Here is a 15,521-nt window from a genome sequence, read left to right on the forward strand (position 1 = left end):
CCGCAGATTGGGTGACGATGCAGTCGCACTCTGCGGTGCAACTGCCAGCACCAAGAGCCTGCCGTCGCAGGCGTTGGCACAAGGGGCAATACCGGATGCGGGATAGCTTCTTTGGAAAATTAATAGCTGCTACCGCAATACAGATAAGCGAAAGAAGCCAATTTCGTCATAACTCTCGCAGGCCGTTCGTATCCGCTTCCACCCGTGTGTTAGCGCCTGCGGCACGCGGGTCAGGCTGCGGGCAACGCTGCCGCAGGCCAGCGTTGCATCGTGCTCTGACTTGCGGCAACCTGTTTGAGCGGCGCGCGCAGCGCAAAGTGAGTTTTGCCGCACCGCAGACAGAATGGCGTGACGCAGGTTTGCCCGGAGCGAAGTGAAACGTAGCGTAGGGTCGCGGACAGTCGGGTCGTGTTCTTTTGCCTTCTTTGCTTGCACGAGCAAGAAAAGAAGGTCGCCGGCCGGGGCGAGACCCTGCCTCTGCCGCTGGCGACAAAGCGATGCTGTGTTGATAGAAGCTTATTTCGTCACAGTTCCTGCTGGCAACAAGCAAAAAGCCGCAGGCATGTACTGCCTGCGGCCTTGTTGGTGGGGCGGGTGCCTGAGCGAAAAGCTTTAGGCCAGCTTGGCCTTGAGCAGCTCGTTGACCTGGCCGGGGTTGGCCTTGCCCTTGGAAGCCTTCATGACCTGGCCGACCAGGGCATTGAAGGCCTTGTCCTTGCCGGCGCGGTATTGCTCGACGTTGGCGGGGTTGGCGGCGATCACCTCGTCGATGATGGCTTCCAGCGCGCCGGTGTCGTTGGACTGCTTGAGATCCTTGGCGTCGATCACGGCATCCACATCACTGCCTTCGCCGGTCCACAGGGCTTCAAACACCTGCTTGGCCGAGTTGTTGCTGATGACATTGCCGTGGATGCGGGCGATCAGGGTGCCCAGTTGTCCGGCGCTGACCTTGACCTGGTCCATGCCGATCTCTTCCATGTTCAGGCGGCGCGAGATCTCGCCCATGATCCAGTTGGACGCCAGCTTGGGCTGGCCGCAGGCCTTGGCGGCGGCTTCAAAGTAGGCGGCCATGGCCTGGCTTTGCGTCAGCGTGGTGGCGTCGTACTCGGGCAGGCCGTATTGCGCGACAAAGCGCGCGGCCATGGCGCGGGGCAGCTCGGGCATCTCGGCCTTGACCTGCTCCACCCATTCGGGCGCCACGACCAGCGGGGGCAGGTCGGGGTCGGGGAAGTAGCGGTAGTCGGCCGCGTCTTCCTTGGTGCGCATGGCGCGGGTCTCGCCCGTGTCGGGGTTGAAGAGCACGGTGGCCTGCTGGATCTGGTGGCCGTCCTCGATCTGCTCGATCTGCCAGAGGATTTCGTAATCGATGGCGATCTGCATGTTCCTGAACGAGTTCAGGTTCTTGATCTCGCGGCGGGTGCCCAGCGGCTGGCCGGGCTTGCGCACGGACACGTTGGCGTCACAGCGGAACGAGCCTTCCTGCATGTTGCCGTCGCAGATGCCGATCCAGGTGACGATCTTGTGCAGTTCCTTGGCGTAGGCCACGGCTTCGGCGGTGGAGCGGATATCGGGCTCGGTCACGATTTCCAGCAGCGGCGTGCCGGCGCGGTTCAGGTCGATGCCGGACTGGCCGATGAACTCGTCGTGCACGGACTTGCCGGCGTCTTCCTCCAGGTGGGCGCGCACCAGGCGCACGGTCTTGAGGACGTTGTTCTTGCCTTCTTCCAGATAGAAGCTGACTTCACCGCCTTGCACCACGGGGATCTCGAACTGGGAGATCTGGTAGCCCTTGGGCAGGTCGGGGTAGAAGTAGTTCTTGCGCGCAAAAATGCTGCGCGGCGCAATCGTCGAGCCCAGCGACAGGCCGAGCTTGATCGCGCATTCCACGGCTTTTTTGTTCATCACCGGCAGCGTGCCGGGCAGGGCCAGGTCCACGGCGCAGGCCTGGGTGTTGGGCTCGGCGCCGAAGGCGGTGCTGGCACGGCTGAAGATCTTGCTGTTGGTCGCCAGCTGGGTGTGGGTCTCGAAGCCGATGACGACTTCGTAGCCATTGATTAGTTTCACAGTCATGTTCTTGCTTCAAAAAGTGGGCTGTATCCATGGCGCCGCGCATGAAACCGGCGCGGCCCGATCCAGGGACAGCGAGCAAGGGCCGCCCCGCAGCGAGGCGGTCGTCCCCCTTGAGGGGGAAGGCGCGAAGCGACTCAGGGGGTGTTTCATTTAAATGCCAACAGGGCTCTTCAGGTGGAAGTCGGTCGCTTGCTGGAAGCGGTGGGCCGCGTTCAGCAGCTTGGCTTCGCCGAAGTAGTTGCCGATCAGCTGCAGGCCCACGGGCATGCCGCCGTCGCCGAAGCCTGCGGGCAGGCTGAGACCGGGCAGGCCGGCCAGCGATGCGGGCAGGGTGAAGATGTCGGCCAGATAGTTGCTCACGGGGTCGGCCTTGCCGCCAATCGCCCAGGCCGTCGTCGGCGCGGCCGCGCCGGCGATGACGTCGCAGTCCTTGAAGGCGGCCTGGAAGTCGTCGGCGATCATGCGGCGGATCTTCTGTGCCTGCAGGTAGTAGGCGTCGTAATAGCCTTCGGACAGCACATAGGCGCCGATCATGATGCGGCGCTTGACCTCGTCGCCAAAGCCTTCGGCGCGGGTCTTTTTGTACATGTCGTTGAGGTCTTCGTACTTGGCGGCGCGGTGGCCGAACTTCACGCCGTCAAAGCGCGACAGATTGGACGAAGCCTCGGCCGGAGCCAGGATGTAGTACACGGGCACGGACAGCTCGGTGCGCGGCAGGCTCACGGGCACCAGCTTGGCGCCCAGCTTTTCGTATTCCTTGAGCGCGGCGTCCACGGCTGTGCGGACATCGTCGGACAGTCCCTCGCCAAAGAACTCGGCGGGCACGCCGATGCGCAGGCCTTCGATCGAGTCACCCAGGCGGGCAGTGAAGTCCTCGGCCGGGTAGTCCAGGCTGGTGGAGTCGCGGTCCAGATCGGGGCCGCACATCTCGGAGAGCAGCAGCGCGCAATCTTCGGCGCTGCGGCCCATGGGGCCGGCCTGGTCGAGGCTGGAGGCAAAGGCGATCATGCCGTAGCGGCTGGCGCGGCCGTAGGTGGGCTTGATGCCGGTGATGCCGCAGAACGAGGCGGGCTGGCGGATCGAGCCGCCGGTGTCGGTGCCGGTCACGGCCGGTGCCAGACGCGCGGCCACGGCGGCGGCCGAGCCGCCGGACGAGCCGCCGGGTACGCGCTCGGTGTTCCAGGGGTTGCGCACGGGCTGGGCCGCATCAAAGCCCACGGGGGCCACGGCCGAATTCTCGTTGGCGCCGCCCATGGCGAACTCGTCGCAGTTGAGCTTGCCCAGGGTGACCACGCCGGCATCGGCCAGCTTCTTCACCACGGTGGCGTCGAACGGCGACTGGTAGCCCTCCAGCATCTTGCTGGCGGCGGTGGTGGGGAAGTCCTTGGTGACGAAGATGTCCTTGTGCGCGATGGGCACGCCGGCCAGCTTGCCGCCCTTGCCTTCGGCAATCAGGGCGTCGGCAGCCTTGGCCTGGGCCAGGGTGGCGTCTTCATTGATGGCGACAAAAGCGCCCAGGTTCTGGTGCTGCTTGGCGCGGGCCAGGAAATGCTGGGCGGCTTCGGTGGCGGAGACCTGCTTGGCGCGCAGTTGCGCGGCCAGCTCGGCCACGCTCAGTTGGTGGAGTTCGGTTTGGCTCATGTTCTTGTGTGTCCCGCGCGTTTATTCGATGACCTTGGGCACGAGGAAGTAACCCTTCTCGGCTGCAGGGGCGTTCTGCATGTTGGCATCGCGGTTATTGCCCTCCCTTACCAAATCGTCACGTAGCCGTAAGGCAACGTCCTGAATGGCTGCCACCGGATGTGACAGAGGGCTGACGCCCGAAGTATCCACAGCCTGCATTTTTTCGACGATGCCGAAAAAGTTGTTTAGTTGCGCGAGCATGCGCTCACTTTCGTCTTGCGACAGCTCAAGGCGGGCCAAGTTGGCGATGCGCGCAATGTCTTGATCGTTCAATGCCATAGAAATTATTTAACAGGGCCGCCGCGTGTAAAGCAGTGTTTCTAACCCTGACAGTAGAAGTTATTCACAGGGGATACGGTATTATCTCGGCTTTGCCGCAATACCTCCGTTCGGCTGGTCATTGTGCAAAAAATGCCCACTACCCAGACTCCATTACCTTACATCCCGGCGACGGCTAGCCGATGCGCAAGCCGTGCCTGAGAGGACCCTGAATGTTCGGAGCTTTCCGTCGGTACTTCTCCACCGACCTTGCCATTGACCTTGGCACTGCTAACACCCTGATTTTCGCCCGAGACAAGGGCATTGTTCTGGACGAACCTTCGGTGGTTGCGATCCGTCACGAAGGCGGCCCCCACGGCAAGAAGGTGATCCAGGCTGTCGGCCGCGAAGCCAAGGCCATGCTGGGCAAGGTGCCCGGCAATATCGAAGCCATCCGTCCCATGAAGGATGGCGTGATCGCCGACTTCGTGATCACCGAGCAGATGATCAAGCAGTTCATCAAGATGGTGCATCCACGCTCGGTGCTGACGCCCAGCCCCCGCATCATCATCTGCGTTCCCTGCGGCTCCACCCAGGTCGAGCGCCGCGCCATCAAGGACGCCGCCGAAGCTGCGGGTGCCACGGCCGTGTACCTGATCGAAGAACCCATGGCAGCCGGCATCGGCGCGGGCCTGCCCGTGTCCGAAGCTTCGGGCTCCATGGTGGTGGACATCGGCGGCGGCACGACCGAAGTGGGCGTGATCTCGCTGGGCGGCATGGTCTACAAGGGCTCGGTGCGCGTCGGTGGCGACAAGTTCGACGAGTCCATCATCAGCTACATCCGCCGCAACTACGGCATGCTGATCGGCGAGCCCACGGCAGAACTGATCAAGAAGCAGATCGGCTCGGCCTTCCCCGGCTCCGAAGTCAAGGAACTGGAAGTCAAGGGTCGCAACCTGTCCGAAGGCGTGCCGCGCAGCTTCACCATCTCTTCCAACGAAGTGCTGGAAGCGCTGACCGATCCGCTCAACCAGATCGTTTCCGCCGTGAAGAACGCGCTGGAGCAGACGCCTCCCGAGCTGGGTGCCGATATTGCCGAACGCGGCATGATGCTGACCGGCGGCGGCGCGCTGCTGCGCGACCTGGACCGTCTGCTGGCAGAAGAAACCGGTCTGCCCGTGCTGGTGGCCGAAGAACCGCTGACCTGCGTGGTGCGCGGCTGCGGCATGGCACTGGAGACCATGGATCGCCAGGGCAGCATCTTCACCAGCGATTAATCGCTGTGCAATGTGGTGTTTTGCGGCGCGCTGCATAGTGCGCGTACCGCAGCCACTTCCATGAACAAGGCCTGAGTCCGTGATACGCCTGCATACCGCGCTCTCTTATTGCATTCCTTCTGAATGGGAAGGCCGTGCGCACACGGCCATGCCCAGGGAGCGCACATGAGCCTGGACACTCTGGACCACCGCGCTCCATCGCTGTTCAAGCAACAGGCCTCGCGCACTTCCCAGCTTGCCCTCTACAGCGCCTTGGCGCTGTTTTTGATGGTAGCCGACGCGCGTTTCAAGATTACCACCCCCGTGCGCTCCGCCTTGTCGGCGGCGCTGTCGCCCGTGCAATGGGTGGTGGCCCAGCCGGTGCTGGCCTATCAGAACGCCAGCCGCTATGCCGAAGTGCAGCAGCAGGCTGTGGCCCGCGAGGATGCCGCGCGCAAGGAACTGGTCGTCATGGCTCAGCGTGCCGAACTGGCCGACGAGCTGATCAAGGAAAACGAACATCTGCGCTCCATGCTGGAGTTGCGCGAGCGCTCGTTGACGCCGGGCCAGGTGGCCGAGGTGGTCTATGACAGCCCCGACCCCTATACGCGCCGCGTGGTGATCGACAAGGGACAGGCCGACGGGATCGAGCCGGGCTCTCCCGTACTGGATGAAAAAGGCGTGATCGGTCAGGTCACGCGTGTCTACCCGACGCGCGCCGAGGTCACGCTGCTCATCGATCGCGATCAGGCCATTCCCGTTTTCAACCCGCGCACCGGTGCGCGCAGCGTAGCTTATGGCGATGCGTCTTCGACACGCGCCGGCGGCCTGGAGCTGCGCTTCATGCCCAGCAATGCCGATGTGCAGGTGGGTGATCTACTGACCACCAGCGGTATCGACGGGCTGTACCCCTTGGGCCTGCCCGTGGCCAAGGTGGTGACGGTGGACCGTCGTGCCGACTCCGCCTTCACCCGAATCTATTGCGAGCCCGTGGGCCGCGTGCAGGGCGTGCGCCATGTGATGGTGCTCAAGCCTCAGGGGCGCACCGAGCATCCCGAGTCTGCCAATATGCAGGCCAAGGCCGATGCCGAGAAGGCCGACCGCGCAGCCAAGGCGCGCGGCAAGAAGGAAGCCGCCGCTGCCGAAAAGGAGAAGGCCGCCGCTGAGAAAGCGGGTGCCAAGGCCGCGAAGCCCGCAAAGGATCCCGCATGATCATGCCGCGCGGCCAGCAGCTGTTGCTGCCGGTCAACCCTCTGTTCATCGTCGTCACCCTGGTGATCGGACTGGCCATCAATATGCTGCCGCTGGGCCGCATCGTCTGGCTGCCGGACATGCTCATGTTGCTGCTGGCCTTCTGGAGTCTGAACCAGCCGCAGCGCGTGGGCCTGGGCATTGCTTTTGCGCTGGGTCTGGTCATGGATGTGGACCGGGCCTCGCTGCTGGGCCAGCATGCACTGGCCTACACCTTGCTGGTCTTCGTGACGGGCTGGATGAGTCGTCGTCTGCTCTGGTTCTCGAGCCCCGTGCAGGCTCTGCACCTGCTGCCGGTGTTTGCTGCAGCGCATGGCATCCAGGTGCTGCTGCGCGTTGCGACGGGCGGCATTTTTCCCGGCCTGGAGTTTCTGATCGCTCCGGCGATCGAGACCTTGCTGTGGCCGGTGGTCAGCGTGCTGCTGCTGGCGCCGCAGCGCCGCGCGCCCGACAGCGATGAAAACCGCCCTCTGTGAGATGCATTCCCTCCTGAGTCGCTTCGTGCCTTCCTCCCTCTCGCTTCGCGAGGGAGGACGACAGCCTCGCTGCGGGACGGCCCTTGCTCGCTGTCCTTGGGGCGAGGCACGCCGGTGGCGCAGCGCATGCGGGGCGGCTTTGTTTGCGGGTGTCGTCGCATGATGGAGATTCGTAACACCGAAGTCGAGCTGCAGCGCTTTCGCATGCGCGCGGTCGTCATGGGCTGCGTGGTGTTCCTGGCGTTCTGTCTGCTGGTCTGGCGCCTGCTGGTGCTGCAGGTGGAGCGCCATGAGGAGTTTGCCGAGCGTGCCGAGAGCAACCGCACGGCGGTGGTGCCGATCGTGCCCAATCGCGGCCAGATCCTGGACCGCAACGGCGTGGTGCTGGCCACCAATTACTCGGCCTACACATTGGAGATCACGCGCTCCAAGGTCGAGGATCTGGACGAGACCATCGACGGGCTGTCCGAGGTCATGGAGATCACGCCGCGCGACCGTCGCAAGTTCAAGCGGCTCATGGATGACTCCAAGAGCTTTGAGTCCATTCCGATCCGCTCGCGCCTGACGGACGAGGAAGTCGCCAAGTTCGCGGCCCAGCGCTATCGCTTTCCGGGTGTGGACATCAAGGCGCGGCTGTTTCGCACCTACCCGCTCAAGGAAGCCGGCAGCCATTTGATCGGATACATCGGTCGTATCAATCAAAGGGAAAAGGAAGAGATCGACGACTCCGATGATGCTGCCAACTACCGGGGCACCGAGGTCATGGGCAAGCTGGGCGCCGAGAAGAGCTATGAGCTGCAGCTGCACGGCCAGACCGGCTGGGAGGAAATGGAAACCTCGGCTGGCGGTCATGCCGTGCGTCGTCTGGGCAGTCGCCCCGCCACGCCGGGCCACAGCCTGCAACTGTCGGTGGACATCAAGCTGCAGAAGATGGTGGAAGAGCTCTACGGCAACCGCCGCGGCGTGGCTATCGCCATGGACCCGCGCAATGGCGAGGTGCTGGCCATGGTCAGCAAGCCGACCTACGACCCGAACTTGTTTGTCGACGGTATCGACCAGGAGAGCTGGAAGGCGCTCAACGAATCGCTGGATCGCCCCTTGCTCAACCGCTCCATGCGCGGCACCTATCCCGTGGGCTCGACCTACAAGCCCTTTATGGGCCTTGCGGGCATAGAGACCGGCAAGCGCACGCCGGGCACGGTGATTCAGGACGGCGGCTCCTGGACTTTTGGCGGCCACACCTTCCGCTCCGGCCACGCGCTGGGGCCGGTGGATCTGGCGCGCGCCATCCAGCATTCCAGCAATGTCTATTTCTACACGCTGGCCAACGAGATGGGCGTGGATGCGATTCACGACTTCATGAAGCCGCTGGGCTTTGGCCAGATCACCGGTATCGACCTGCCCGGCGAGGTGCGCGGCGTGCTGCCCAGCAAGGAGTGGAAGCGCAAGACCTACAAGCGCGCCGCGCAGCAGCAATGGTTCGCGGGCGAGACGATTTCCCTGGGCATCGGCCAGGGCTACAACAACTTCACCATCCTCCAGCTCTCGCATGCGCTGGCCACCCTGGTCAACAACGGCATGAGCTTCACGCCCCATGTGGGCAAGGAGCTGATCGACTCGGTCACCGGCACGCGCACGGCCATTGTCCAGCCGGCGCCCGTCAATCTGGGCTTCAAGCAGAGCAATGTCGATGCCGTCAAGCGCGGCATGGTGGGGGTGGTGACCGGCGGCACGGGGCGCGGCGTCTTCGGCAGTGCCAGCTATCTGTCGGGCGGCAAGACCGGCACGGCCCAGGCCGTGAGCGTGGGCCAGAAGGAAAAGTACAACGCCGCGCGTCTGGCCGAGTACCAGCGCGACCACTCGCTCTATATCGCCTACGGTCCCGCCGAAGCGCCCAAGATTGCCGTGGCCGTGATCGTGGAGAACGCCGGCTTCGGTGCGGCGGCTGCCGCGCCTATCGCGCGCCGCATCCTGGACTACTGGCTGGTGGGCAACTACCCCAGCGAGGCCGATATCGCTGCCGTGCGCCAGGGTAAGGCGGGCGCACCGATTGGCACGCCGCGCCGTGTTGAAGATATCTCGGTGCTGTCCGACGACGAAACAGCACCCTGACAAATTGATAGCTGTTAACGCTTGCTGTGTAATGGTTTAACGCAGAAAAGCGTCATAAGCTGTTTTCAGAATCAGCAGGCTGACCACGCCGATGAAAATCGCGCGCACAAAGCCCGTGCCGTGGCGCAAGGCCATCCAGGTGCCCAGCATGCTGCCCAGCACATTGGCCACGGCCAGCGGGATGGCAAAGTGCCACCAGACATGGCCCTTGAGCGTGAACAGCAGCAGTGCCGCAGCGTTGGAGGCCAGATTCAGCAGCTTGGCGTTGGCCGAAGCGTTGAGGAAGTCATAGCCCAGCAGGCGCACGAACAGGAACACGAAAAAGCTGCCCGTGCCCGGGCCGAAGAAGCCGTCGTAGAAACCGATCAGCAGGCCGATGGCGCAGGCGGTCAACATCTCGGTACGGCCCGCCAGGCGCGGCTCGTGGTCACGGCCCAGCTCTTTTTTGGCCAGGGTGTAGCCCAGCACGCCCAGCAGGATGAAGGGCAGCAGCTTGCGCAGAAAATCGGGAGAGATCAGCGTGACGGCCCAGGCGCCGAGAAAAGCGCCCACCAGCGTCGTGCCGATGGCGGGCAGCAGCGTGGCCCAGGTGATATGCACGCGCTTGCTGAACTGCCAGGCGGAAATGGCCGTGCCCCAGACGGCGGCACTCTTGTTGGTGCCAAACAGCGTGGCGGGCGTGGTGGTGGGGAAGGCCGCAAACATGGCTGGCACCAGAATCAGTCCGCCGCCTCCCACGATGGCGTCAACAAACCCGGCCAGGGCCGAGGCGAGGGAAACAAGAATCCATTCCATGGAGCAAATGCCTGCAATTGGTGCATGCCGTGAACAGCGCGCGTTGCCGCTGGGGCGGCGCTGCAGAAGGCGGGATGAAGAAGCCAGGGGAGAGCGGGCGTGAATGCCCGAAGATGGCGCCGGCATTGTCGCACCGCCGCCTCAAGCTTGTGCGCAGGCATAAAAAAAGCGCCCACTGAGGGGCGCTTTTGAACGCATCTTTGATGCTTTTTATGTGTATTGGTCTGGTTGTGTCGAGTTGTCTCCTCGGCCCTCCATGCTGCTTCGTGGAGCAGCGAGAGTGACGAGAATGTAAGGGCTGCACCTGTGTGGTGCATTGGGGAATTCCCTTGGGTTATATCAAAAACGTCTGACAAATGAATCAGAAAGTTTTGTGACATCCTTATGAGTTTTGAGATTTTTCAAAAACAATAGCGTCATTTGCTTATAAGCAAAAGATCTCAGCAGACTTCGGTGCTTGGGGCAGGAGGCCGGACGGAAACTTCCCGCGCGGATGGACTTTGGGCCGCCGCGACTGCTTTCAGGCCCGGACAGGCTTTTCGGAGTGAATCGCTAGGTTTCTGAGCGGCCGCTTATCAGGCGGCAGTGCGAATCCACTCCGCAGCCTTCTCGGCCATCATCAGCGTCGGGCTGTTGGTGTTGCCGCTGGTGATGGAGGGCATGGCGCCAGCATCGACCACGCGCAGGCCCTGCACGCCGCGCACCCTGAAGCGGCTGTCCAGCACCGCCATCGGGTCGTCGGTACGTCCCATCTTGGTCGTGCCCACGGGATGGAAGATGGTGGTGGCAATATCCCCGGCTAGGCGTGCCAGGTCCTCGTCGCTCTGATATTGCAGCCCGGGCTTGAACTCCTCGGGCTGGAAGGGCGCAAGCGCGGGCTGGCTGACGATGCGGCGCGTGACGCGCAGACTGTCGGCAGCCACCTGCTGGTCTTCGGCCGTGGAGAGGTAGTTGGGCGCGATGGCAGGAGCCTGGCGGAAGTCGGCGCCCTGCAACTGCACCGTGCCGCGGCTGCTGGGGTTGAGATTGCAGACGCTGGCGGTGAAGGCGGCGAAGTCATGCAGCGGCTCGCCGAAGGCGTCCAGCGACAGGGGCTGCACGTGATATTCGAGATTGGGGTGGGCCTGTGCCGGGTCGCTGCGCGTGAAGGCTCCGAGCTGCGAGGGCGCCATGCTCATGGGGCCGCTGCGCCGCAGCGCGTATTCGAGGGCGATGGCCGCCTTGCCCCAGAGACTGCCGGCCATGGTGTTGAGCGTCTTGGCGTTGTGCACCTTGTAGACCGAACGAATTTGCAGGTGGTCCTGCAGATTGGCGCCCACGCCGGGCAGGTCGCGGCGCACGGCCACGCCATGGCGCTGCAGCAGCTCGCCGGGGCCTATGCCCGACAACTGCAGGATATGCGGTGAGTTCACCGCGCCCGCGCAAAGCAGCACCTCGCACCCGGCCTGCACGGTCACCATCCCATCGCCGGTCCAGACTTCGGCGCCGGTGCAGCGCTGGCTGCCGTCCGGCAGATCTTCCAGAATCAGGCGCCGCACCTGGGCGCGGGTCCACATCTCGAAGTTGGGGCGGCCATAGCAGGTAGGGCGCAGAAAGGCCTTGGCCGTATTCCAGCGCAGGCCTGATTTCTGGTTGACCTCGAAGTAGCCCACGCCTTCGTTGCAGCCGCGGTTGAAATCGTCGGTGGCCGGGATGCCGGCCTGCTGCGCAGCCTGGGCGAAGGCATCGAGTATGTCCCAGCGCAAGCGCTGCTTTTCCACCCGCCATTCGCCGCTGCCGCCGGTGCTCCTGCTGCCGTGCAGGCGTTTGAACTCCTCGCTGGCGCTGCCTCCGGCGTCGAGACGCCAATGGTCTTCGTGCTGTCGGAAGGCCGGCAGCACCTGTTCCCAGCGCCAGGTGTCGTCGCCGGTCAGCTGCGCCCATTGCTCGTAGTCGCGGGCCTGGCCGCGCATATAGATCATGCCGTTGATGCTGGAGCAGCCGCCCAGGGTCTTGCCGCGCGGGTAGCGCAGGCTGCGGCCGTTGAGGCCGGGGTCGGGTTCGGTCTGATAGAGCCAGTCGGTGCGCGGGTTGCCTATGCAATAGAGATAGCCGACGGGGATGTGGATCCAGTGGTAATCATCCTTGCCGCCGGCTTCGATCAGCAGAACCCGGTGATTCTTGTTGCGGGTGAGACGGTTGCACAGCAGCGAACCTGCTGTGCCGCCGCCGATGACGATGTAGTCGAACTGGGTGTCACTCATGGGCAGATCAAAAGGCCGGGTACGGCTTGGCGGGCAGGCCAAACCTTGAGGCAGTCATGGGCAAAAAGGCCAACTCATTAGGTGCGATGACCTTGTCGGTGTCGATAGGGAAAGCGCTCGCATACTCCTGTTTTGGAAGCTGCCGATGCAATGCTGGTTTTGGCTTTGGCGGGTTTTTGATAAAAATTGCAACGCTATCATTGCGTGGCATGCGGCAGTGACCTACGTGCTGCGTTTGGCATGCTCCTCGCTTGGCGCGTTATGCTGGCCCCTGCGGCTAGCCCGTCTCCCTCATGTCCTAGGAAGCTTTTCTTTGCCCAGCTCAGACCAACTACCTCAATGCCCGCTGCAGTCCCGCGATGGTCAGCAATGGGCCGTGCCTGTGGGCCGCTGGAGTGCTGCCGAGCTGGGCGATCGCCATATCTGGCGTCGGCTGGCGCCACAGATCAGGGCGGTTCCCAAGGGCGTGGCCTGGGATTTGCAGCAAATGGTCTGGTTGGACCATATCGGCGCGCAGCTGCTGTGGGAGCAATGGGGCAGGACCTGGCCGGCCCGGCTGCTGACGACCAAGAATCAGCGTTCCATGCTGGAGCGTGTGGCCAGGTTCAGCGAAGTGCCCGAGGCCAAGCCCGAGCCCTCGGGATGGATGTGCGAGGTCAATCGACTGGGTCAGATGGTGATCGACGCCTGCGGGCACTTTTCCAACTTGATTCAACTGGTCGGTCAGTTGCTGCTGGACTGTCTGCGCCTGCTGCGCAATCCGTTTCGTGGCCCCTGGCGCGATATTTCGGGCCACCTCTATGCGACGGGGGCGACAGCCTTGCCGATCACGGCACTGGTCGGCTTTCTGATCGGCGTGGTGCTGGCCTATCTGATGGCGCTGCAGCTGCGCCAGTTCGGGGCCGAGTCCTTTATCGTCAATATTCTGGGCATTTCGCTGATCCGCGAGTTGGGGCCGCTGCTGGCGGCGATTCTGGTGGCAGGACGCAGCGGCTCGGCCATTACGGCACAGATCGGCGTGATGCGCGTGACCGAAGAACTCGATGCCATGCAGGTCATGGGCATCTCCCAGGGCTACCGGCTGGTGCTGCCGCGTGCGCTGGCGCTGGCCGTGTCCATGCCGCTGGTGGCTTTGTGGACCATTTTGGCGGCACTCGCCGGCGGCATGGTCGCGGCGGACCTGACCATGGACATCACGCCGTCTTACTTCATTCAAAGCCTGCCTGCGGCCGTGAAGATCGGCAATCTGGTGCTGGCCATGGGCAAGTCCGTGGTGTTTGGCGTGCTGATTGCCCTGATCGGCTGCCACTGGGGCCTGAAGGTAGAGCCCAATACCCAGAGCCTGGGGCGCGGCACCACGGCGGCGGTGGTGTCCTCCATCACCATGGTCATCATCGTGGATGCCATCTTTGCCATCCTCTTCAGAAACGTGGGCTTTTAGGATGAACTACCCCCTGTGCGGCTTCGCCGCCTCCCCCCAAGGGAACGACACCTTCGCAGCGGGGCGGCCCTTGCTCGGCGTCTCTGGCTTGGGTTGCGCCAGCCTCGTGGAGCGGGGGGCGCGCAAATGACAGAGGTGATGCACAACCGCCGTATCGAGGGGGCTGTGGGCGACTACGCGCCGCCGCAGGATGTGAAGCCCCTGGTGCAGGCGGTGGACCTGTGGACCGAGTTTGGCGAGGGTGCATCGCGCTTTGCCGTGCACCAGGACTTGAATTTCGATGTCTACCCGGGCGAGATTCTGGCCCTGGTGGGCGGCTCCGGCACGGGCAAGACCGTGCTGCTGCGCCAGATCCTGGGCCTGCTTTCGCCTTCGCGCGGCACGGTGACCGTAGATGGCCGGCCCTCGCGCGAGGTCATCAGCGGTGAGCTGGCGGCGAGTCAGGTGGGCATGCTGTTCCAGCAGGGGGCGCTGTATTCGGCCTTCAATGTGCTGGACAACATCGCGTTTGCATTGCGCGAGCAGGGCACCTTGCCCGATGCCGTGGTGCGCGATGCGGCCATGGTCAAGCTGCAGATGGTGGGTCTCAAGCCGGAACATGCCTCGCGCATGCCCGCAGACCTGTCGGGCGGCATGATCAAGCGTGTGGCGCTGGCGCGTGCGCTGATGATGGATCCGCCGCTGCTGCTGCTGGACGAACCCACCGCCGGACTCGATCCCAAGGGCTCTGACGAGTTCTGTGAGCTGCTGCGCGATATCCATGCCGAGCTGGGCCTGACCGTGATCATGGTCACTCACGACCTGGATACGCTGTTTGCGCTGTCCACGCGTGTGGCCGTGCTGGCCGAGAAAAAAGTGCTGTTCACCGGAGCCCCACGCGACGTGGCCCAGATCAAGCACCCGTTTATCGAACATTTCTTCCAGGGAGAGCGTGGCCGCCGAGCCATGGCCCCGGTGCAAGGCGGCGCGGCCGCAGAGGAAAGCTGATGGAAAACAAGTCCCATGCCATGGCTGCCGGCATTTTCGTGCTGGTGGTTGCGGCCCTGCTGGCAGGGCTGGCCGTCTGGCTGACGCGCGACAACCGCGAATACCAGCTCTACGAAATGTCCACCAAGGATGGTGTCAGCGGTCTGCAGCCCCAGGCCACGGTGCGCTACAAGGGCGTACCCGTGGGCAAGGTGGTGCGCATCGGTTTTGACCCGCAGATTCCCGGCAATGTGCTGATTCGCATTGCCGTGGGTGAGGACACGCCGGTCACGCCGGCCACTTATGCACAGCTCGGCTATCAGGGGGTGACGGGGCTGGCCCATATCCAGCTCGACGACGACAGCCGGGCTTCGCAGCCGCTCAAGCCCGGGCCCAGCGGCCTGCCGCGCCTGCCCATGAAGTCCTCGCCGCTGAACATGCTGGCCGACCAGGGCCCGGTGCTGCTGGAGCGGGTTGACGAAATTTCACGCCGTCTCAATGCCATGCTGGGCGAGGACAACCAGAAGCGCGTGAGCGCGGCGCTGGACAATATCGCGGCTGCATCCGGGGGGATCAAGGATCTGGCCGAGACCATGAACAAGACGGCCAAGGACTTTCCTCAGCTCACGGCAGATGCGCACCAGACCCTGCAGTCCCTGACCAAGGCCGGCAATGCCGCCACGGGCGTGGCGACCGATCTGCAGCAGACCGTGCGCAAGGTGAATGCGCCCGACGGCCCGCTGCAGCAGATTGCCGAGGGCACGCAGGCCCTGTCGCAGGCGGCCGAATCGCTGGGGCGCAGCACCTTGCCGCGCATGAACGGCGCGGCCGACGATGTCTCGCGCGCTGCGCGCACCATGGGCGCGGCGGCAGGCCGCTTCAATGACAACCCGCAATCCGTCATCTACGGCCAGGGCCTGGGCCAGCCGGGCCCCGGCGAGCCCGGTTTCGTGGCTCCGGCCAAGTGAAG

General features: G+C 63.8%; 13 protein-coding genes. 7 read left to right on the plus strand and 6 right to left on the minus strand.

Features of this window, described 5'->3' with window-relative positions; genetic code table 11:
- Positions 1–612 precede the first annotated feature (612 nt).
- The 3 genes from gatB to gatC all read right to left on the minus strand — a co-directional run bounded on the left by gatB (position 613) and on the right by gatC (position 4,032).
- Positions 613–2,070, minus strand: coding sequence for an Asp-tRNA(Asn)/Glu-tRNA(Gln) amidotransferase subunit GatB (gene gatB, locus O987_RS01390; protein WP_003059479.1), 1,458 nt, complete (start codon positions 2,068–2,070; stop codon positions 613–615).
- Between the two features lie 150 nt (positions 2,071–2,220).
- Complete coding sequence (gene gatA, locus O987_RS01395) at positions 2,221–3,711, minus strand: Asp-tRNA(Asn)/Glu-tRNA(Gln) amidotransferase subunit GatA (RefSeq protein ID WP_043370596.1); 1,491 nt, start codon at positions 3,709–3,711, stop codon at positions 2,221–2,223.
- 21 nt (positions 3,712–3,732) lie between these two features.
- Positions 3,733–4,032: an Asp-tRNA(Asn)/Glu-tRNA(Gln) amidotransferase subunit GatC gene (gene gatC / locus O987_RS01400; protein WP_003059474.1), complete on the minus strand. Its 300-nt coding sequence runs from the start codon at positions 4,030–4,032 to the stop codon at positions 3,733–3,735.
- 212 nt (positions 4,033–4,244) lie between these two features.
- Between gatC and O987_RS01405 the strand changes: the two genes are divergently transcribed.
- From O987_RS01405 to mrdA, 4 genes are all read left to right on the plus strand, one after another.
- Entirely contained in the window at positions 4,245–5,288 is a 1,044-nt protein-coding gene (locus O987_RS01405) for a rod shape-determining protein (RefSeq protein WP_003059473.1), read from the plus strand.
- A 165-nt stretch (positions 5,289–5,453) separates the two neighbouring features.
- A complete protein-coding gene (gene mreC, locus O987_RS01410; protein ID WP_043370597.1) occupies positions 5,454–6,479 on the plus strand; it encodes a rod shape-determining protein MreC in 1,026 nt (341 codons plus the stop codon).
- On the plus strand, positions 6,476–6,994 hold the full coding sequence (mreD, locus tag O987_RS01415; RefSeq protein WP_003059471.1) for a rod shape-determining protein MreD: 519 nt from the start codon (positions 6,476–6,478) through the stop codon (positions 6,992–6,994). The genes mreC and mreD overlap by 4 nt, the downstream gene beginning before the upstream one ends.
- Positions 6,995–7,153: 159 nt before the next feature.
- Entirely contained in the window at positions 7,154–9,106 is a 1,953-nt protein-coding gene (gene mrdA / locus O987_RS01420) for a penicillin-binding protein 2 (RefSeq protein ID WP_003059470.1), read from the plus strand.
- Between the two features lie 36 nt (positions 9,107–9,142).
- On the opposite strand, the gene O987_RS01425 is transcribed toward mrdA, so the two are convergent.
- The 3 genes from O987_RS01425 to O987_RS01435 all read right to left on the minus strand — a co-directional run bounded on the left by O987_RS01425 (position 9,143) and on the right by O987_RS01435 (position 12,355).
- Positions 9,143–9,901: a sulfite exporter TauE/SafE family protein gene (locus O987_RS01425; protein ID WP_003059469.1), complete on the minus strand. Its 759-nt coding sequence runs from the start codon at positions 9,899–9,901 to the stop codon at positions 9,143–9,145.
- Between the two features lie 575 nt (positions 9,902–10,476).
- Positions 10,477–12,144, minus strand: a complete 1,668-nt coding sequence (locus tag O987_RS01430) for a GMC family oxidoreductase (RefSeq protein WP_043370598.1) — start codon at positions 12,142–12,144, stop codon at positions 10,477–10,479.
- 7 nt (positions 12,145–12,151) lie between these two features.
- On the minus strand, positions 12,152–12,355 hold the full coding sequence (locus tag O987_RS01435; protein ID WP_003059467.1) for a hypothetical protein: 204 nt from the start codon (positions 12,353–12,355) through the stop codon (positions 12,152–12,154).
- A gap of 102 nt (positions 12,356–12,457) precedes the next feature.
- On the opposite strand from O987_RS01435, the gene O987_RS01440 reads away from it, so the two are divergent.
- The 3 genes from O987_RS01440 (at position 12,458) to O987_RS01450 (ending at position 15,519) form a co-directional block, all read left to right on the plus strand.
- Entirely contained in the window at positions 12,458–13,585 is a 1,128-nt protein-coding gene (locus O987_RS01440; RefSeq protein WP_003059466.1) for an MlaE family ABC transporter permease, read from the plus strand.
- Between the two features lie 126 nt (positions 13,586–13,711).
- Positions 13,712–14,572, plus strand: a complete 861-nt coding sequence (locus tag O987_RS01445) for an ABC transporter ATP-binding protein (protein ID WP_370458231.1) — start codon at positions 13,712–13,714, stop codon at positions 14,570–14,572.
- Positions 14,572–15,519, plus strand: a complete 948-nt coding sequence (locus O987_RS01450) for an MlaD family protein (RefSeq protein ID WP_003059461.1) — start codon at positions 14,572–14,574, stop codon at positions 15,517–15,519. The genes O987_RS01445 and O987_RS01450 overlap by 1 nt, the downstream gene beginning before the upstream one ends.
- Positions 15,520–15,521: the final 2 nt, after the last annotated feature.

This window comes from Comamonas testosteroni TK102 (assembly GCF_000739375.1).
In the GTDB taxonomy this organism is placed as follows: Bacteria; Pseudomonadota; Gammaproteobacteria; order Burkholderiales; family Burkholderiaceae_C; genus Comamonas; species Comamonas brasiliensis.